The 17,924-nt window shown below is 64.0% G+C and carries 14 protein-coding genes and 1 riboswitch; of the genes, 7 read left to right on the top strand and 7 right to left on the bottom strand.

What is annotated here, in order from left to right; genetic code table 11:
• The first annotated feature begins 6 nt into the window (after positions 1-6).
• A complete protein-coding gene (locus AC1DMY_RS19170) occupies positions 7-1,275 on the top strand; it encodes a 6-phosphofructokinase (protein ID WP_477166457.1) in 1,269 nt (422 codons plus the stop codon).
• 3 nt (positions 1,276-1,278) lie between these two features.
• Here AC1DMY_RS19170 and AC1DMY_RS19165 read toward each other — a convergent pair whose 3' ends face one another.
• Entirely contained in the window at positions 1,279-2,046 is a 768-nt protein-coding gene (locus AC1DMY_RS19165) for an alpha/beta hydrolase (protein ID WP_477166456.1), read from the bottom strand.
• A 171-nt stretch (positions 2,047-2,217) separates the two neighbouring features.
• On the opposite strand from AC1DMY_RS19165, the gene AC1DMY_RS19160 reads away from it, so the two are divergent.
• Entirely contained in the window at positions 2,218-2,625 is a 408-nt protein-coding gene (locus tag AC1DMY_RS19160) for an RcnB family protein (RefSeq protein ID WP_477166455.1), read from the top strand.
• On the opposite strand, the gene AC1DMY_RS19155 is transcribed toward AC1DMY_RS19160, so the two are convergent.
• Both AC1DMY_RS19155 and AC1DMY_RS19150 read right to left on the bottom strand, forming a co-directional pair.
• Positions 2,615-4,399: a hypothetical protein gene (locus AC1DMY_RS19155; protein WP_477166454.1), complete on the bottom strand. Its 1,785-nt coding sequence runs from the start codon at positions 4,397-4,399 to the stop codon at positions 2,615-2,617. The two genes, AC1DMY_RS19160 and AC1DMY_RS19155, sit on opposite strands and share 11 nt — an antisense overlap.
• A gap of 686 nt (positions 4,400-5,085) precedes the next feature.
• A complete protein-coding gene (locus AC1DMY_RS19150; protein WP_477166453.1) occupies positions 5,086-5,898 on the bottom strand; it encodes a class I SAM-dependent methyltransferase in 813 nt (270 codons plus the stop codon).
• Positions 5,899-6,358: 460 nt separating this feature from the next.
• Between AC1DMY_RS19150 and AC1DMY_RS19145 the strand changes: the two genes are divergently transcribed.
• From AC1DMY_RS19145 to ppa, 4 genes are all read left to right on the top strand, one after another.
• Positions 6,359-8,407 (top strand): sodium-translocating pyrophosphatase, encoded by a 2,049-nt coding sequence (locus AC1DMY_RS19145; protein ID WP_477166452.1) that lies wholly within the window; start codon positions 6,359-6,361, stop codon positions 8,405-8,407.
• Between the two features lie 593 nt (positions 8,408-9,000).
• Positions 9,001-11,109, top strand: a complete 2,109-nt coding sequence (locus AC1DMY_RS19140; protein WP_477166451.1) for a prolyl oligopeptidase family serine peptidase — start codon at positions 9,001-9,003, stop codon at positions 11,107-11,109.
• Positions 11,110-11,167: 58 nt separating this feature from the next.
• On the top strand, positions 11,168-12,004 hold the full coding sequence (locus AC1DMY_RS19135; RefSeq protein WP_477166450.1) for a 2OG-Fe(II) oxygenase: 837 nt from the start codon (positions 11,168-11,170) through the stop codon (positions 12,002-12,004).
• Positions 12,005-12,129: 125 nt separating this feature from the next.
• A complete protein-coding gene (gene ppa / locus AC1DMY_RS19130; RefSeq protein ID WP_477166449.1) occupies positions 12,130-12,669 on the top strand; it encodes an inorganic diphosphatase in 540 nt (179 codons plus the stop codon).
• A gap of 49 nt (positions 12,670-12,718) precedes the next feature.
• On the opposite strand, the gene AC1DMY_RS19125 is transcribed toward ppa, so the two are convergent.
• The 4 genes from AC1DMY_RS19125 to AC1DMY_RS19110 all read right to left on the bottom strand — a co-directional run bounded on the left by AC1DMY_RS19125 (position 12,719) and on the right by AC1DMY_RS19110 (position 16,635).
• Positions 12,719-12,901, bottom strand: a complete 183-nt coding sequence (locus tag AC1DMY_RS19125; RefSeq protein ID WP_477166448.1) for a hypothetical protein — start codon at positions 12,899-12,901, stop codon at positions 12,719-12,721.
• 63 nt (positions 12,902-12,964) lie between these two features.
• Entirely contained in the window at positions 12,965-13,561 is a 597-nt protein-coding gene (locus AC1DMY_RS19120) for a ferritin-like domain-containing protein (protein WP_477166447.1), read from the bottom strand.
• 244 nt (positions 13,562-13,805) lie between these two features.
• Entirely contained in the window at positions 13,806-15,683 is a 1,878-nt protein-coding gene (gene thiC / locus AC1DMY_RS19115) for a phosphomethylpyrimidine synthase ThiC (RefSeq protein ID WP_477166446.1), read from the bottom strand.
• A 137-nt stretch (positions 15,684-15,820) separates the two neighbouring features.
• Positions 15,821-15,916: riboswitch (TPP riboswitch) on the bottom strand.
• A 68-nt stretch (positions 15,917-15,984) separates the two neighbouring features.
• A complete protein-coding gene (locus tag AC1DMY_RS19110) occupies positions 15,985-16,635 on the bottom strand; it encodes a TetR/AcrR family transcriptional regulator (protein WP_477166445.1) in 651 nt (216 codons plus the stop codon).
• Between the two features lie 614 nt (positions 16,636-17,249).
• On the opposite strand from AC1DMY_RS19110, the gene AC1DMY_RS19105 reads away from it, so the two are divergent.
• Complete coding sequence (locus AC1DMY_RS19105) at positions 17,250-17,909, top strand: protein-L-isoaspartate O-methyltransferase family protein (RefSeq protein ID WP_477166444.1); 660 nt, start codon at positions 17,250-17,252, stop codon at positions 17,907-17,909.
• The last annotated feature ends 15 nt before the right edge of the window (positions 17,910-17,924 follow it).

The following is a 17,924-nucleotide window of genomic DNA, read 5'->3' as shown; positions in this document are numbered from 1 at the left end:
GATCTCATGACGACAAAAGCCAAGCCCAGCGGTCGCCTGCTCTATGCCCAGTCTGGCGGCGTCACCGCCGTCATCAATGCCACCGCCGCGGGCGTGATCGAGGCGGCGCGTGCCAAAGGCGTGCCGGTATACGCGGGGCATAACGGCATCCTCGGCGCCTTGCGCGAAGAGTTGATCGATACCTCCAAGGAAACCAAGGCCGCCATCGCCGCGCTGCGTCATACCCCCGGTGGCGCGTTCGGTTCGTGCCGCTACAAGCTCAAATCGCTGGAGACCAATCGCGCCGAGTACGAGCGCCTCATCGATGTCTTCCGTGCGCACGACATCCGCTGGTTTCTTTACAACGGCGGCAATGACTCGGCCGATACCGCGCTGAAGATTTCCCAGCTCGGCAAGGCGATGAATTACGACATTCGCTGCATCGGCGTGCCAAAGACGGTGGACAACGATCTGGCCGTCACCGATTGCTGCCCCGGCTTTGGCTCGGTGGCGAAATACATCGCCGTGTCCACGCTGGAAGCGAGCCTGGACGTGGCCTCGATGGCGGACACCTCGACCAAGGTATTTATCCTCGAAGTGATGGGCCGCCACGCTGGCTGGATCGCCGCTGCCGCAGGCTTGGCCGGCGAAGGCGCGGATGCGCCGCCGCACATCATCTTGTTTCCGGAACGCGCGTTCGACGAAGCCGCCTTCCTTGCCAAGGTGAAGGCCACCGTGGAACGCGTGGGCTGGTGCACGGTGGTGGCGTCCGAAGGTTTGCTCAACGCCGAAGGCCAGTTTCTCGCCGAGGCAGGCACGCGCGATGCGTTCGGCCACAGCCAGCTCGGTGGCGTGGCGCCGGTGCTCGCCGCGCTGGTCAAGGAAAAACTCGGCTACAAATATCACTGGGCGCTGCCCGATTACCTGCAGCGCTCGGCGCGTCATCTCGCCTCCAAAACCGATGCCGACCAGGCCTACGCGGTGGGCAAGGCCGCCGTCGATTACGCCTTGGCGGGCATGAATGCCGTGATGCCGGTGATCGTACGCGGCAGCGATGCGCCCTATCGGTGGAAGATCGAACCGGCACCGCTGTCCAAGATCGCCAATCGCGAAAAGAAAATGCCGTCGAGTTTCATCACGCGCGATGGCTTTGGCATCACGGCGGCCGCACGTCGTTACCTTGGCCCGCTGATCCAGGGCGAAGCGCCGCCGCCGTATGGCAAGAATGGTTTGCCGCAGTACGCCACGCTGAAGAACACCATGGTCGCGCGCAAGCTCGAACCGTTCGGACGCTGAGCTTTATTTCAGAAAGCGCTCCAGGCTCAGGCGATAGTCCGGGTGAGCCTGGACGTCGTTGTGGCCGGCGTCGGCCACTACCTGCACCGTGGGCGGCCGCTTGAACGCCTTCAACAAGGTCATGGTGCGTTCGGCGGGAACGATCTCATCCGTTTCGGCACGTATGACCAAGACGGGGCAATGGATGTCGTTGACGTATTGCCAGGACTCGAAGCGATCGCGCATCAGCGCGTTCACCGGCAACCAGGCGAAGTAACCCGCTGCCACGCGCACCAGACTGTCGAAGGGCGTGACCAGCACGAGGCGCTCAACCGGCCGGCGCGCTGCCAGTTGCACGGCCACGCCGCTGCCCAGACTGCGTCCGATCACGGCAACGCTCGCGTGATCGCGCGCCAAGCGATCGAACAAGGCCTGCGCATCGCTGACCAGGGCCTGCTCGGTGGGTTTTCCCGCGCTCGCCGCATAACTGCGATACGGCAACAGATAAATCGTTCGATCCGGAAACCATTGCGCCAGTTCGGTGCGGGCATCCTCGATGCGCTCGCCATTGCCGCCGAAATAGATCAGGGCCCTCTCGCGCCCCGGGTTCATCACCCATCCGCGCAGCGGGATACCCTCGTTGACCAATTCGAAGTCCGGTGGCTGCTGCACGCGCCAGCTGGCTTCCGGGTGATAGATCTGCTGCCGCTGCCCCAGGTACATGGCAAGACAGATGCCGCCATACAGCACGATCGCCAGCGCCACGAACACCAGCATCACTCGCAGGAACATGGGCCATCTCCGGGCGGTTGCTGTACGGCGATTCAGATCGATAAGCGCCGGCTGAAAGCTTGCACGACGCTTTCAAAAAAGCACGCTCGGCGTTCAGACGCAGATTTTTACGATGATTCTGCCCGATCGATCCAGCGCCTGTGGCGGTGGCGGGCATCCCAGGAGGATGCGATGAAGACCTTTTCCCGTGTACTGGTGGCCTTGGCCCTGCTCGCCGGCAGCAGTGCGGTGCTGGCTGACCCCTGGCACGACCATGATCGGGGACATGGCCATGATGATCGCCATGATCGCGGCGATCGCTACGACAACCACGGCGGCCGCCATGATCGCGACGGCTGGCGCGATCGCGATCGCCACGGCGACTGGGATCATCGCTACTACAGCGACCGCGGCTATTACGGCCGCCCGCATCGCTGGGAGCGCGGCTACCGCTATGACGGCCCGATGTACATCGTCAACGACTACCGCGGCTACCAGCTCGCCCCGCCGCCCTACGGCTATCGCTGGGTGCGCAACGACGGCAACTTCCTGCTGGTCTCCATCGGCGACAGCATGATCCTGGACATGGTCATTCGCTGACGCGTATCGCTTCAACAGCTAGTGCTCCTGGCGCCGCACGGCGGCTGACGCCGGCGGCGCTGGATGCCATGCGCAGGGATTGCCGATTCCTGGCCAGCTCGGCCGAGGTCCCTGCCCGCGCCGCCCAAGCCGGATAGGCGGCCTGCCACAGGGCCAGCAGGGTTGGCGACAAGGCAGCACCTGCGCGCCACGCGAGTTCAGCGTGCAGGCAACCCGCGCCATGGTCCGCGCGGCGCAGATGACACTCCGCCAGGAGCAGTTGCGAGTCGGCGTCATCGGCTTCGGCGACGATCTCCAGGCACTTGGCGTACACCCGCCGATCCTTTTCCTCGCCAAGCGCGAGCAGGGCTGTGAGCATGCAGCGCAGAGCATCGACGGTGAACGTGGGCGCCGCAGTCAGGGGCCGCGCGAGTTCGACGGCACGCAGATAGAAGCTCCGCGCGCCAACCATGTCCTTGCCCTGAGCCTGGGTCAGCGCGACCCGGCACGCTTCCAGGCGCAGACTGTCGTCACGATCGATAAAGGGAAGCAGGACCGTATCGGCCTGATCCAGCAACGCGGACCTGGTCAGGCCATGCTCCAGACGCGCCCGGCCCAGCGCCATCTGCGCCACCGCACGGGCGTAACGTGCACTCTCGCCGTCATCAGCCAGCAATCGGCGTAGCACTCGCCGTGCCTCGGTGTATCGCTCCAACGCCAGGGGCGCGCTCAGCGATTGGGCCATGGCGCAGAGCAGCCCGACCCACGCGGCCAGCACCTCGGCCGTCGTTTCTGCCTCCATCGCGGGCAACCACCGCGCATACAGTTCACGCAAGCGCAGACGACGTTCGGTCGCATTCTGGCAACAGGTCATCAGCCAACGCCATTCGGTGGTCAGCAGCGCCGCCTTCCAGGCCGATGGTCCGCATGGTGTTTCCGCGCCCCTGGCCAGCAGGCTGCAGGCCTCTTCTAGGCGCGCCGCGACGCGCTCGCGCGCCATCCCACGTGGCGCGGCGCGCAGCACGCGCTGAAGTTGCCACGCGGCACCGGAATGAGGCCGGGTATCTTGTTGCATGGCCTCGCGGAGCACTTGTTCCGCCTCGCCCAACAGTTCCCCGTCGATGTCCGGGCCGATCTGGGCACGCAAATAGCAGGCTTCGCCGAGCTTTTCGGCCGGCAAGTTGTCGTGATCGACATGCGCCACTTCACGCAGGATGCGGATGCTGGCGTCGAGCATGCCGGCCCGAACGGGCTCGTCGAGCTGATCCTGCGCATCGGCCAGCAAGCTGAGCCCCACTGCTCGCTTGGTTTCCAGATCGTCGGGGCGCTGGCGCAGGAAAGACTCGAGCGCATCAAGCAGCTCGGCAGGAGCCACGTTCTCTGGCGAGGGCACCGCCGGCGCTTCCGCGATGGGCGAGCTTGTCTCGCTCTTGCCCGCAGCAGGCGCCTGCGTGGACGACTTGGCGAGCGCCGGCATCGACACAACCTCAGCATCGGCGTGATACAGACGGGCCCACAGCGGCCATTCCACCGCACCTGCGATCTTGAAGGACACGCCCGGCCCCTCGCCCATATCGACGGCGGCGCGAATGATCGGCTCCTGCTCTCGCAATGCGTCACCCATCGAACGCGTGGCGCATACGCCCCCGGGCGTGGAGAGCTGATTGAAGACCGCGTCCAGCGGCGAGGATATTTCGGCGACAGGCGCGGGCACAGCGGCATCGCCCGCGCTAACCGACGATGCCTCATGTACCGATGCGTGCATGGGCACCAGCACCGGTTCCATGTCGAGCACGGGCGCTCCTTGCCAGGTAAGCGCCAGGAACGCGATGTCCTCATCGGACAGCCGGGGCAAGGCCAGCCGGCTGGCGCGTTGCCTCTCACGCCGACGCGCCAGCGCCAGCGCAAACAGCCAACACCCCACCACCATGGCCAGCGCCGCGCCCCACAGATAACGCCATTCCAGCAGCCACATCGTCGAAACTTTCCCTGTCCGGTTATGCGTCCCGTCGCAACACGAGGCCAGCGGTGCGCCCGCTGCCGGCAGCTTGGCCGAGATGGACGGCTGTACGGATGGCGCTGTGACGACGCTTGCGCTGGGTTCCGCCGGCGAGGACTCCGCGGCCCCGTCCATGTGGACGCCTTCCGGCGCTGACTCCCACGGCGACAAATGAAACGGTGCCGTGCGCAGCGGTGCCGCCACACGCTCGCCACGCACACGCGCAGGGGACGCAGTAAGGCCCGACACGGGCGCGTCGGACCCTTCGTCGTCACCGGCCGAAGATGGCGGCTGGAGCGCGGGTGGCGCAGGCTCCGGCAGCTCATACGCGGGCTGCGGGGCCTTCATGTCCAGGCGATCAACCAGCGAACAGGCCACCAGCGTGGCGTAACCCAGTAACGACGCGCTGCATGCTTCCGCCACGCGCCAGCTTGAGCGTCCCCGCGATCGTCCCTTCGCTGGCCGCGCGTGGCTCACGTTGCTCAGAGCTCGTTGAGGTGGACGAACTCTGCGGTGGCCTCCCGGTGAGTCGCAATCACGTTCTGACTGACCCAGCCCGGGAAGATGTTGCTGCTGCTGCCGGAAAAATTGCGTGCGCTGTACAGATAAGGCAGATGCGACCAGCAGCGATAACCCATGGACTTCAAGGCATTGATCTCTTCCGTGGCCAGATCGGTATCGGACAAGCGGAAATAAATGCTTGGACGATGATTGCGCAGCGTGCTCTCGGCGCCGGCAAGCATCGGCAACAGGCCACCCGGGCGATTGACCTTGATCAGGTGCAGCTTGCTCATGCGCAGGGCGTCCAGCGCCAACTGGCGAGAGGTTTCCTCCGGCTGGCCATCGGCGGCAGCAAGGCACACCGTGGCATTGCGGCTCTCACCGAGCGCGGCGTGCAGGGGATAGACGTTGCGAATCTGGTTGAGCGCCAGCGTCGAGCACAGCGCAATGTGCTCGAGGCGACGCGGTTCGACCACGTGCACCTGGCCATTCGCTCCCACCAGCTGCGACAGCCACAGCGTCTGCGCACCGTATTCGGCACCGTATTCGAGAGCTACGTGGCCCTCGTCGAGCAGGGCACCGAGGGTGTCCAGCTCCTGTTCGATCCACTCGCCATATTCGGCCAGCGAGCGCGCCATGGTGGCCTTGGAGTCCTGCGCCAGCACCAGGCCGTAGCGCGTCTGCCAGAACGACGGCTTGCCGTTGCGCCGGGCCTCCGTGCTGGTGGCAGGGGCCTGGGCGGCTTGGGCCGCCGTCGTCTCGGTGATGTCGGTGGAGGTCTGTTCTTCGTTCATGCGGGTCTCTCAGGAAGTGAATGCGAGATGGGCCTGAAAGATCGCTTGGCGCTCGGACGTAGCATCCGGGCCAGTCCGCATCGATCGCGTAGCAACCGGGAGCCGGGCTGGCGGACGCCGAGCTTCACTGGATCTTTCGGCGATGCGTTACGCCTGAACATGCGGATGCGTACCGACAAGTGCTTTCCAGGCGTGCGCCCATCACATTCATGCACCTTACCGAGACGAACTGACGGCACATGAAGGCCTGAACCAGGTGGAGATGTGAGCCCAATCCGTCATCCACGTCGGAATTTCATGTGCACACGATCACATGCGAACTCTCTTAGCGCTGCGCCGCACAACACGGAACGTCATGCCAATTGCCTATACTCCCCTGGACCGCCCGCAAGGGCGGCCGCCGTGTCGGGGAGCCGGTGGCGACCTCGACGTTGGGTTTACCACTCATGGGGAGGCTCCGATGCTGCAGCAGTATGGCTTGTGGATCGTGCTGGCATGTGCGGTTCTGGCGATTCTTTATGGCGCACTGTCGGTGCGCTGGATCTTGGCGCAGTCGCCGGGCAACGCACGCATGCAAGAGATCGCCGCCGCGATCCAGGAAGGCGCGAAGGCATATCTCAATCGCCAGTACGCCACCATCGGCGCCGTTGGCATCGTGTTGTTCATCGTGATTGGATTGGCCTTGGATTGGGGCACGGCGATTGGTTTTGCCATCGGCGCGTTGCTGTCCGGCGCCACCGGCTACATCGGCATGAACGTCTCGGTGCGCGCCAACGTGCGTACCGCGGAAGCCGCGCGTCATGGCCTGGCGGCAGCGCTGAATGTCGCGTTTCGCGGCGGCGCCATCACCGGCATGCTGGTGGTGGGCCTCGCCCTGCTGGGCGTCACCGGCTACTACGTGGTGTTGGGCCACATGGGCTACGAGACCATGCACGCGCTGCATGCGCTGATCGGCCTGGCCTTCGGCTCCTCGCTGATCTCCATCTTCGCGCGCCTGGGCGGCGGCATCTTCACCAAGGGTGCGGATGTGGGTGCCGACCTGGTGGGCAAGGTGGAAGCGGGCATTCCCGAAGATGATCCGCGCAATCCCGCCGTGATCGCCGACAACGTGGGCGACAACGTGGGCGACTGCGCCGGCATGGCGGCCGACCTGTTCGAAACCTATGCGGTGACCTTGATCGCCACCATGCTGCTGGGCGGCGTGATGGCCGAACAGACCGGCAGCAACGGCGTGCTGTATCCGCTGGTGCTGGGCGGTGCATCGATCGTGGCTTCGGTGATCGGCACCTTCTTCGTGAAGGCGCGCAGCGCGAAGATCATGAGTGCGCTCTATGCGGGCGTGGCGGTGTCGGCAGTGTTGGCTGCCATTGCGTTCTGGCCCATCACCAGCCAACTGATGGCCGACTCGGCCTACGGCGTGGGTCGCCTTTATGGCTGCGCCCTGATCGGCCTGGTGCTGACCGGTGCCATGGTGGTGATCACCGAGTACTACACGGCTACCGAATACAAACCCGTGCAGCACATTGCGCAGGCATCCACCACGGGCCACGCGACCAACATCATCGCCGGCATCGGCGTATCGATGAAGTCCACCGCGCTGCCGGTACTGGCGGTGTGTGCGGCGATCTGGGGTGCGTACCAGCTTGCCGGCTTGTACGGCATCGCTATCGCCGCAACGGCCATGCTGAGCATGACCGGCATGATCGTGGCGCTGGATGCCTACGGTCCGATCACGGACAACGCCGGCGGCATCGCCGAAATGGCCGAACTGCCGCCCGAAGTGCGTGGCGTCACCGATCCGCTCGATGCGGTGGGCAACACCACCAAGGCGGTGACCAAGGGCTATGCGATCGGTTCCGCCGGCCTCGCTGCGCTGGTGCTGTTTGCCGACTACACGCACAACCTCAACCAGCACCTCAACCTCACCGACTTCCGCTTCGACCTTTCCAATCCGTACGTGATCATCGGCCTGCTGATCGGCGGACTGATCCCGTATCTGTTCGCTGCGATGGCGATGGAAGCGGTGGGCCGTTCGGCCGGCGCGGTGGTGGAAGAAGTGCGCCGCCAGTTCCGCGAGATCAAGGGCATCATGGAAGGCACCACCCGCCCGGATTATTCGCGCGCGGTAGACCTGCTCACGCGCTCGGCCATCAAGGAAATGCTGGTGCCGTCGCTGCTGCCGGTGCTGGTGCCGATAGTCGTGGTGTTCGGCTTCAAGTGGCTGGGCGGCCCCGAAGCCGGCGCGCAGGCGCTGGGTGGTGTGCTGATTGGCACCATCGTCACCGGCTTGTTCGTCGCCATCTCGATGACCACGGGTGGTGGCGCTTGGGACAACGCGAAGAAGTACATCGAAGACAACCACTTCGGCGGCAAGGGCTCCGAAGCGCACAAGGCCGCTGTCACCGGCGACACCGTGGGCGACCCGTACAAAGATACGGCTGGCCCTGCGGTGAATCCGCTGATCAAGATCATCAATATCGTGGCGCTGTTGCTGATTCCGTTTCTGTAAGCCTCCGTTGCATGGCCAGACCACTCCTCGGAAGAGGAGTGGTCTTAGGTCCGAAGCGCAGAACAAAACGGAATGGACAGGTCTTCGCGAGCACCCGCCCCTCACCCCAGCCCTCTCCCCGGCGGGGAGAGGGGGAAGTGATGCGCATCGCGAAAAGCTGAAGAGGATGCGACACGCCACTGCTTTAAGTCCTCCCCGCAGTGGCGCGTTGCGGTGTAGCGGAAACGCGTGTCGGACGATCACCACGCTTCCGAGCCCCTCAAGCGGCAAGGCTCGTGTTCGACAGAACGCTACGAGCTCCTGCCCTTCAGGCCATTCTCTTTGGGTTACTTTTCTCTTGGGCCAGCAAGAGAAAAGTGACTCGAGCGGCGGCAGCCGATCGAAACGCCCGCCGCGTAGGCGGCACGATCGCGGGAACGCGACAACCAAGCGCACAGTCACTGGATTCCTGCCTTCGCAGGAATGACGATCAAAAGCGGGATCCCGGCCGGCACCGGGACGGTCGCGCCAAGCCCCCTGACTTTAGTCACGCGCCCCACGCCCGCAGTCCCACCAAACTCAAGCCTTCGGCTGCACCCACCCAAGGAAACCGCATGACCTCCAAGAGCACACTCTGGCTGGCACTGGCGCTGGGCCTCACACTAGGCGGCATGACCCACGCCGCCGACCACATCGCCCCCACCGCCCAGGACCCCAACCTCTGGCTCGAAAACATCGACGGCAGCAAGCAGCTCGACTGGGTTCGCCAGCAGAACGCCCAGACGGTGAAGAACTACGCCGACAGCGCCGAGTTCAAGCAACTCGATGCGCGCCTGCTGGAGGTGCTCGATTCCAACGAGCGCATTCCGATGGTCAGCAAGATCGGCGACCACTTCTACAACCTCTGGCGCGACAAGGATCATCCCAAGGGCGTCTGGCGCCGCACGACGCTGGACGAATATCGCAAAGACAAACCCGCCTGGGAGACCGTGATCGATCTCGATGCGCTCGCCGCCAGCGAGAAGGAAAACTGGGTTTGGCACGGCGCCGATTGCTTCAAGCCGGACTACAAGCGCTGCCTGGTCTCGCTGTCGCGCGGCGGTGCCGACGCGGATGTCGTGCGCGAGTTCGACCTCACCGACAAGCAATTCGTGAAAGGTGGCTTCGAACTGCCTGAAGCGAAGAGTCGCGTGTCCTGGATGGACAAGGATCACCTTTACGTTGCCACCGACTTCGGCCCGGGCTCGATGACCAAGTCGAGCTATCCGCGCATCGTCAAGGCATGGCAGCGCGGCACGCCGCTGTCGAGCGCGGCCACCGTTTACGAAGCCAAAGACGACGATATGTCGGTCTCCGCCGGTCGCGACAACACGCCTGGCTTCGTGCGCGATTTCGTGGTCCGCCAGATCGCTTTCTACGAGAGCGAAACCTATCTGCGCGGCAAGGACGGCAAGCTCACCAAAATCGACGTGCCCAACGATGCCAATACCGACGTGCATCGCGAATGGCTGTTGATCGAGCCACGCAACGACTGGACCGTCGCAGGCAAAACCTACAAGTCCGGCTCGCTGATAGCGGCGAAATTCGATGACTACATGGCCGGCAAGCGCGAGCTCACCGTCTTGTTCGAACCTACCGACAGCACGGCGCTGGATGCCTATTCGTGGACTCGCCATCACTTGATTCTCAACGTGATGGACAACGTGGTGAACAGGCTCGAGGTGCTCACGCCAGGCGATGGCGCATGGAAACGCGAACCGCTGGGCGGCGCGCCGGCCTTGTCCACCATCGCCGCCGGCGGCGTCGATGACGACACCAGCGACGACTACTTCCTCACCGTCACCGGTTTCCTGCAGCCCACCACGCTCTACTACGGCAGCCTGGGCCAGGGTGAGGCGCAGGCGATCAAGCACAGCCCGAGTTTCTTCGATGCGTCGAAGTACGACGTGAGCCAGCACTTCGCCGTCTCCAAGGACGGCACCCACGTGCCCTACTTCGAGATCGCCCCGAAGAACCTCAAGGCCGACGGCAGCAATCCCACTCTGCAATACGGCTACGGCGGCTTCGAGGTGTCCCTGCAGCCTGCCTACAGCGGCAGCGTGGGACGTGCGTGGCTGGAGAGGGGCGGCGTCTATGTGATTGCCAACATCCGTGGCGGCGGCGAATACGGTCCGCGCTGGCACAAGGCCGCACTCAAGGCGAATCGCCTGCGTGCCTACGAGGACTTCGCGGCGGTCTCGGAAGACCTTATCCAGCGCAAGATCACCTCGCCGGCACACCTGGGCGCCATGGGCGGCAGCAACGGTGGCCTGCTGATGGGCAATATGCTCACGCTGTATCCGCAGTTCTATGGCGCGATCGTCAGCCAGGTGGCCCTGCTCGACATGCAGCGCTATACGCACCTGTCGGCGGGAGCGTCGTGGATTGCCGAATACGGCGATCCGGACAAGCCGCAGGAGTGGACGTGGATCAAGACGTTCTCGCCGTACTTCAATGCGAAGGCGGGCCAGAAATATCCGCCCGTGCTGTTCACCACCTCCACTCGCGACGATCGCGTGGGCCCGGTGCACGCCCGCAAGATGGCCGCCAAACTCGAGTCGCTCGGCTACAACACCAGTTTCTACGAGAACATCGAAGGTGGCCACGGCGCGGCGGCGGACAACAAGCAGTCGGCCTTCATGAACGCCCTGGGTTACACCTACCTGTGGGATCACGTGAAGTAAGCGCGCGTCCTGCGTAACATGGGGCGCCGGCCCGAGCCGGCGCCGCTTTTTTTGACGCATGAACCATCACACGATACGTCCCGAACTGCGCGAATGGATCCTCTCCACCAGCCGCTCCGGCTGCAGTCTCAGCGACCTGCTGAAGATGCTCAAGGACGCCGGCTATGGCGGCGAGCAGAGCCGCCAGATTGTCGCGCGGGTACTGAACCTCCCGCTGGCCACGGTCATGGCCGCATCGAAAGCCAAGGTCGTGGGCCTGCGCACGCGACATCCGCAGGCACCAGTGGAGACCGTCAACGGGCACCCGGTGCGCATTGCGGTGAGCACCGATGCGCCCGTCGTGCGCGTGCTGGAAAACCTGCTCACCCTGCAGGAATGCGACGAGCTGGTCGCTGAAGCAAAGCCGCGGCTGGCGCGTTCGCTCACCGTGGACGTCGAAGGCCGCCACCAGACCGATGAGCGCCGCACCAGCCAGGGCATGTTCTTCGCCATCGGCGAGACGCCGCTCGTGCAGCGGATCGAACAGCGCATTGCCGACTTGCTCGCGATCCCGGTCAGTCACGGTGAAGGCCTGCAGATCCTGCACTACCAGCCGGGCCAGGAATACGAGCCGCATTTCGACTGGTTCAATCCCGATCAACCCGGCTATTCGGCGGTCACCTCGCGCGGCGGCCAGCGCATCGCCAGCGTCGTGATGTATCTCAATACGCCCGACGAAGGCGGCGGCACGGCCTTTCCGCGCATCGGCCTCACCGTGACCGCGATGCGCGGTTCAGCCGTCTATTTCGCCTACGACACCGGTGACGAGGCCTCGCTGCACGCCGGCCTGCCGGTTCTCAAGGGTGAAAAATGGATCGCCACCAAGTGGTTACGCGAACGGCCCTATCAGGCCTGAGTACGCTGCAGACCCCGGTCTCACGCTGAACTGCAACCGGGCGTGAGGCCGCCCCGCGGCTGCGATGCCACAGTTTTTGACGTATCCTTTCAAGTCTTTGCATCTGACTAGCCAAGGACACGCTCATGGGTCTGCATCTCGTACCCGCCGGCCGCAAGGTTCCGGACGAAATCAACGTCATCATCGAAATCCCCAAGGATGCCGAGCCCGTCAAGTACGAGGTGGACAAGGAAAGCGGCGCGATTTTCGTGGACCGCATCCTGTCGACCCCGATGCGTTACCCCTGCAATTACGGCTACGTGCCGGGCACCTTGGGCGGCGACGGCGATCCGCTGGACGCGCTGGTGATCCTGCCGCTGCCGCTGGTGCCGGGTTCGGTGATCCGTTGCCATCCGGTCGGCATGTTGAAGATGACCGACGAAGCCGGCAGCGACGAAAAGCTGGTGGTGGTGCCGGTGGAAAAGATCTTTGCCGGCTACGCGCACATCAAGGACATCAAGTCCGTCTCCGGCCACTGGCTGGAGCGCATCGGCCACTTCTTCGAGCACTACAAGGATCTGGAGAAGGGCAAGTGGGTCAAGATCGAAGGCTGGGTCGGCGCCGATGAGGCGAAGGCCGAAATCGAAGAAGGCATCAAGCGTTACCAGGCCGACAAGAAGGCCTGATCGAAGCCAAAAAACGCCGCCTCCGGGCGGCGTTTTTTTTGATGGTGCTTCAGCTTTGCGTGCTGCCGTTGCCGGCCGAAACCGTCGCCTGCCCCGTCATGCTGGCGCTGTCATCGGCCCGGCGGACCCACCAGGCCATCACCACGCTGGCCAACAGCACGCCCAGCGCGAGCGTGGTCAGTACAGCCCTCAGAAGCCCATGTCCCTGGCGGGCTTTGTCCGTGGTCGCCATGGCGCGTCTCCCGGTGCAATAAGTCTCTCCAACGCACGTACCCGTCCGCGGGATGACTTGTGCTCAGTGCTTGGTGGCTTTCTTCTCGGGACGCGCCTTGGCTGGCTTGGCCGGCTCGCCCTTCTTGCCGAGATTGTCGAGCAAGGTCGCAAGATCCTCGGCGTGCTCTTCTTCCATCGCAAGAATGCCTTCCATCATGCGGCGCGAGGTAGGATCGGCCGCACCGAGGTAGTTGATCATCTCGCGATAGCTGTCGATGGCGATGCGTTCGGCGACCAGGTCTTCCTTGATCATGTCGACCAGGTCGTCGCCTTCCACGTAATCGGCGTGGCTGCGCGAAAGCAATCCATCGGGCGAGAAATTAGGGGCGCCGTCGAGCTGGGTGATGCGCTCGGCGATGAGGTCCGCGTGCCCTTGCTCCTCGTTCGCGTGCTCGAGGAACTCGGCGGCCACGCTCTTGGCGTGGATGCCCTTGGCCATGTAGTAGTGATACTTGTAGCGGAGCACGCAGACGATTTCGGTGGCCAGCGCTTCGTTGAGTATCTTGACCACGGTCGCGCGATCGGCGGAATAGCCAGCCGTAATCGCGCCATTGTCGATATGTTCGCGGGCGCGTTTGCGGATGGTTTCGATATCGGAGAGGAACGGCTTGGCTGCCATGGACGTGGCTCCATCGGGCTGGCTGGGCGAACCTGCACCGTAGGTGGCGACGCGCGAAACGCAGGTGAAAAAAGCGGTGTGGATGTGAGGCCGCCAATCAATCGCGGCCCCATGTGGGAGCGCACCCTGTGCGCGACAACCAACGGAGCGTTACATCGCGGCGTTGCCGTCGCGCACAGGGTGCGCTCCCACAAGGTGCTCTACCTCGTGCAGGCGGGGACGACCGCCGGCACGAGGTGAAACATCAGGCCTTGTGATAAACCTCAGAGCCCTGCTGGCGGAACTCCGCGGACTTCTCCGCCATGCCTTCTTCCAGTGCCGACTCTTCACCGGTGCCGTGCTCCGCAGCGTAGTCGCGCACGTCCTGGGTGATCTTCATCGAGCAGAACTTCGGACCGCACATGGAGCAGAAGTGCGCGCTCTTGTGTGCATCCTTGGGCATGGTTTCGTCGTGGAATTCCTTGGCCTTTTCCGGATCGAGGCCGAGGTTGAACTGATCTTCCCAGCGGAACTCGAAGCGCGCCTTCGACAGGGCGTTGTCGCGCACCTGCGCACCCGGATGGCCCTTGGCCAGATCGGCCGCGTGGGCGGCGATCTTGTACGCGATGATGCCGTCGCGCACGTCCTGCTTGTTCGGCAGGCCCAGGTGCTCCTTCGGCGTCACATAGCAGAGCATGGCGGTGCCGAACCAGCCGATCATCGCCGCGCCGATCGCGCTGGTGATGTGGTCGTAGCCCGGTGCGATGTCGGTGGTCAGTGGCCCCAGCGTGTAGAACGGCGCCTCGTGGCACTTCTCCAGCTGGCGCTCCATGTTCTCCTTGATGAGCTGCATGGGCACGTGGCCGGGGCCTTCGATCATCACCTGCACGTCGTGCTTCCAGGCGATCTGGGTCAGCTCGCCCAGCGTATCGAGCTCACCGAACTGCGCGGCATCGTTGGCGTCGGCAATGCAACCCGGACGCAGACCGTCGCCGAGGCTGAAGGACACGTCGTACGCCTTCATGATTTCGCAGATGTCTTCGAAATGCGTGTAGAGGAAGTTTTCCTTGTGATGCGCGAGGCACCACTTGGCCATGATCGAGCCACCGCGCGAGACGATGCCGGTGACGCGCTTGGCGGTCAGCGGCACGAAGCGCAGCAGCACGCCGGCGTGGATGGTGAAGTAATCGACGCCCTGCTCCGCCTGCTCGATCAGCGTGTCGCGGAAGATTTCCCAGGTGAGGTCTTCGGCCACGCCGTTGACCTTCTCCAGCGCCTGGTAGATCGGCACCGTGCCGATTGGCACCGGCGAGTTGCGGATGATCCACTCGCGCGTTTCATGGATGTGCTTGCCGGTGGACAGATCCATCACGGTGTCGCCGCCCCAGCGGATCGACCACACCAGCTTTTCCACCTCTTCGGCAATGCCGGAAGACACGGCGGAGTTGCCGATGTTCGCGTTGATCTTGGTGAGGAAGTTGCGGCCGATGATCATCGGCTCCGCTTCCGGGTGATTGATGTTGGCCGGGATGATGGCGCGGCCGCGCGCCACTTCGTCGCGGACGAATTCCGGCGTGATCAGCTTGGGCAGGGCCGCGCCGAACGATTCGCCCGGATGCTGGGTGCGCAGCGCGCTGCCCTGCAGCGCCTCGATGCGCTGGTTTTCGCGGATCGCGATGTATTCCATTTCAGGCGTCACGATACCCTGGCGGGCATAGTGCATCTGCGTCACGTTGGCGCCGGCCTTGGCGCGATGCGGCGCGCGCGTCGCGGTGAAACGGAAGGCATCGAGCTTGGGATCGGCAGCGCGCTGGCGGCCAAAGGCGGAGCTGAGGCCACTGAGCTGCTCGGTGTCACCGCGCTCGGCGATCCAGGTGGCACGCAGGGCCGGCAGGCCGGTGACCAGGTCCACCTTGTAGTCGGGGTCGGTGTACGGGCCGGAGGTGTCGTACACAGTGATCGGCGGATTCTCTTCGCCCCCGAACAGGGTTGGCGTCTGCGCCTGGCAGATTTCGCGCAACGGCACCTGGATGTCCGGGCGGCTGCCCTGCACGTGGATCTTGCGCGAGCCCGGAATCGGGCGCGTCACGGCTTCGGAGAGTTCCTGCGCGGCGCGCGCAAGGTCATTGGGCAGGGCATTCATCGGCAGTGTCCGTCCGGGGTTACAGCGGTCCCCAAGGGGACTTGGCTTTTGTGAGAAGTCCGCACAGGGGTGCGCGGGTCTTTGCGAAAGGAATCGCATATCAACAAAAGCGGACGGCGCCGGACGCAATACCCTTACGGCATTGCGGCGAAGCTCCCTACAGCGGTACTAGCCGCATCAGGTTCGAAGGGACTCTCTCAGCCGACTTGTTGCCGGCACCCCCGCCTCAAGCTGCTATTTGAGCACGAAGCGAGGGAGGCCGCGAGTGCGACGGCCTCCAGACGAGGTGAATCAAGGGACTTCAGCGCGGCAGATAGGCGCGCAGGAACATGTCCACGCCGTCGCGGGCGGTCTGCTCCAGCTCCGCCGCATAGGACTGGGCGCATTCTTCGCAGCCGAACATGCGGCGCAACAGCATTTCGCCCTTGATCAGCGAGATGAACTGGCCGGCGGCGCGGGCCACGTTGGCGATATCCAGCTTGCGGTCGTCAACGGCCTGTTGCAGCAGGCGTTTCATCAGACCATTGGTGCGGTCCGGGCCTTCTTCCCAGAGCAATTTGCCGTAGCGCGGATTGCCCTGGCGGCAGTCGCTGAGAATGGCGCGGAACGTGCCCACGTTCTGCACGTCGCAGTCCAGCCGGACGTGATGCAGGGCGATACGCTCCAGCGCGACCCGGATGTCTTCGACGGGGTCGTAGTGGTAGGTGTCTTCGGGGATCAGGTCCTGGATGCGCGCGCGGATCACCTCGCGGAACAGGTTGTCCTTGTCGCCAAAGTGGCTGTAGACGGTGAGTTTGGACACACCGGCCTCTGCCGCCACCGCGTCCATGCTGGTTCCGGCAAAGGCATTGCGGATGAACAGACCCTTGGCGGCCTCAAGGATCGCCGCGCGCTTTTCCATGTCCTTGGGACGGCCGGGCCCCTGAGGCTTGGTCTGCGGGATCGTGCTCATGGCTATACCTTCACAAATGGCTTCACAAATGGATAACGCCCGTTTAGTATACGCGACGGTTTAGTTATTTTCCATGGCCAAGATACACGGCTTCCCTTATGTCCACCACTATCGCAGAACTTTCCCTCAGCCCGGCGTATCGACTCGCCCAGCGTTCGCTTGCCAGCTGGCTTGAACCCGGCCTTGCGGAAGCGCGCCGGGCCGCCTTCGTGGCGCGCGCCGCCCTGTCGGGGCTTGACCCCACTGAACGTAGCCGTATCGCCCGCTGGCTGGCCTGGCTGGAGGTCGCGGCACAGAGCCGCGGCAGCCTCTCGCCCCGGGCCCGGATTCAGCGCCTTGACGCATCCTTGCATCAGGCCATGCAAGATGCACTCACGCGGCTCCCTGGTCAGACGGTGGCCGCGCGTACGGGGAAACATCGACGTAGTGCGTAACCTTGCATGGCGAAGTGTCCGCGGACACCGCGCCACGCATGACTTCCGTCAACCAAGCGCGATGACTTCCGGCACTTCGTGGCGTTGGTACGAACCCGCAGGCTTTGCACATTGTCGGAAGATGGCTAAGCGCTTATCCTTTTTAGCCTTTTTTCCGATTTGCATTAGGACCCAAGCAACATGGCGATGAACTTCGAACAGGCGCGAGTGAACATGGTGGAAAACCAGGTGCGCCCCTGGGAGGTGCTGGATGCCCGCGTGCTCGACGTGCTGGGCAGCGTGCGCCGCGAGGACTTCGTTGCCCCTGAGCACCGCAAGCTGGCCTTTGCCGACCTGTGCCTGCCGCTGGGCCATGGCGAAGTGATGATGAAGCCGGTGGTCGAAGGCCGCGTGCTGCAGGCGCTGGAACTGACCGCGAACGACCATGTGCTGGAAATCGGCACGGGTTCGGGTTTCCTGACCGCCTGCATGGCCAAGCTCGCTGCCCACGTGACCAGCCTGGATATCCATGCCGATTTCGTCACTGCTGCGGGCCAGCGCCTCGCCGGCGCAGGCATCGCCAACGTCACGCTGGAAGTTGGCGAAGCGGTGAACGGATGGCAGGCGAACGGCTTGTTCGACGCACTGGTTGTCACCGGCGCGGTGTACCAGATCCCACAGCGTTTCCTGGGCTGGCTCAAGCCCGGTGGCCGCCTGCTGGTGGTGCGCGGCGAATCGCCGGTGCAGCACGTGCTCCTGCTCACCCACGAGGGCAATGGTCGCTATCGCGAAGAATCGCTGTTTGAGACCGACCTGCCCTATTTGAAGCACGCCGAGCCGCCGCGTCGCTTCGTTTTTTGAACCTATTTCCCCATA

It is taken from the genome of Dyella sp. 01L423 (genome assembly GCF_056399945.1).
This window is presented reverse-complemented; position numbering and strand designations above follow the sequence as displayed.

What these genes read in the sequence shown, in the direction of transcription:
- AC1DMY_RS19170 (WP_477166457.1), top strand. Translation starts at nt 7, where the DNA reads ATGACGACAAAAGCCAAGCCCAGCGGTCGCCTGCTCTATGCCCAGTCT.
- AC1DMY_RS19165 (WP_477166456.1), bottom strand. Translation starts at nt 2,046, where the DNA reads ATGTTCCTGCGAGTGATGCTGGTGTTCGTGGCGCTGGCGATCGTGCTG.
- AC1DMY_RS19160 (WP_477166455.1), top strand. Translation starts at nt 2,218, where the DNA reads ATGAAGACCTTTTCCCGTGTACTGGTGGCCTTGGCCCTGCTCGCCGGC.
- AC1DMY_RS19150 (WP_477166453.1), bottom strand. Translation starts at nt 5,898, where the DNA reads ATGAACGAAGAACAGACCTCCACCGACATCACCGAGACGACGGCGGCC.
- AC1DMY_RS19145 (WP_477166452.1), top strand. Translation starts at nt 6,359, where the DNA reads ATGCTGCAGCAGTATGGCTTGTGGATCGTGCTGGCATGTGCGGTTCTG.
- AC1DMY_RS19140 (WP_477166451.1), top strand. Translation starts at nt 9,001, where the DNA reads ATGACCTCCAAGAGCACACTCTGGCTGGCACTGGCGCTGGGCCTCACA.
- AC1DMY_RS19135 (WP_477166450.1), top strand. Translation starts at nt 11,168, where the DNA reads ATGAACCATCACACGATACGTCCCGAACTGCGCGAATGGATCCTCTCC.
- ppa (WP_477166449.1), top strand. Translation starts at nt 12,130, where the DNA reads ATGGGTCTGCATCTCGTACCCGCCGGCCGCAAGGTTCCGGACGAAATC.
- AC1DMY_RS19125 (WP_477166448.1), bottom strand. Translation starts at nt 12,901, where the DNA reads ATGGCGACCACGGACAAAGCCCGCCAGGGACATGGGCTTCTGAGGGCT.
- AC1DMY_RS19120 (WP_477166447.1), bottom strand. Translation starts at nt 13,561, where the DNA reads ATGGCAGCCAAGCCGTTCCTCTCCGATATCGAAACCATCCGCAAACGC.
- thiC (WP_477166446.1), bottom strand. Translation starts at nt 15,683, where the DNA reads ATGAATGCCCTGCCCAATGACCTTGCGCGCGCCGCGCAGGAACTCTCC.
- AC1DMY_RS19110 (WP_477166445.1), bottom strand. Translation starts at nt 16,635, where the DNA reads ATGAGCACGATCCCGCAGACCAAGCCTCAGGGGCCCGGCCGTCCCAAG.
- AC1DMY_RS19105 (WP_477166444.1), top strand. Translation starts at nt 17,250, where the DNA reads ATGGCGATGAACTTCGAACAGGCGCGAGTGAACATGGTGGAAAACCAG.